Consider the following 705-nt stretch of genomic DNA (forward strand, 5'->3'; position numbering starts at 1 on the left):
TTTATACTGGCAATAACGAAAGGCGCGAGGCTTTTTAATGAATGCATGTATGAGGTGTTTGTAATCAATCACATATTTGCTGCTTAGTTTATTAGCATAACGTCTTTCAGTGCTAAATACGACACTACTTCCCAGATACGCAATAATGTCTTTTTGTGAAATATGCACTGTCAACGTGTGTCCTACAAGACGTGACGGTACACTATATTTAATCTGTTTAATGTTGATCATAGAATGACTGGACACCTTAACAGACTTAATTTCATAATCCGCTGTTTTATGCGTGGGTAAAGAGCGCAGTGCAGATTGCTCAAGCTTAAAGTTTTTACTGTTACGACGATTGCTGTTCTCAACAACATGATGCAACCATTGTTCATATTCAGCTAATGTCTTAAAATCTTTACTTCCACGCACCATAAGCTCTTGTTTAATACGGTTTTTGAGGTGACCATGTGATGACTCAACAGAGCCGTTCTCATGACTGACCCCTTTATTATTTCTTGTTGGATTCATGCCATAATAGGCACAGAGTTCTTTATAACGATCCGTTAAATCCTCATTAGCAACATCTTTGTCATTTTTATAGGCAGCGGCTAAAGAGTCTGTGCGATGCTCCTTTGGTGCGCCTCCTATATGAAATAACGCTTCTTGCAAGCCTTCTGATAGCGCCTGAAAGCTTTCCCCTGATAGGATAACTTTGACATA

1 protein-coding gene is annotated in these 705 nt (G+C 39.0%); it reads right to left on the minus strand.

Annotated elements, in window-relative coordinates:
- A partial coding sequence (locus F3D68_RS11165) for a Mu transposase domain-containing protein (RefSeq protein WP_151194508.1) occupies positions 1-705 on the minus strand: 705 nt, incomplete at both ends.

Source organism: Cysteiniphilum sp. JM-1, assembly GCF_008711525.1.
Classification (GTDB): domain Bacteria; phylum Pseudomonadota; class Gammaproteobacteria; order Francisellales; family Francisellaceae; genus Caedibacter.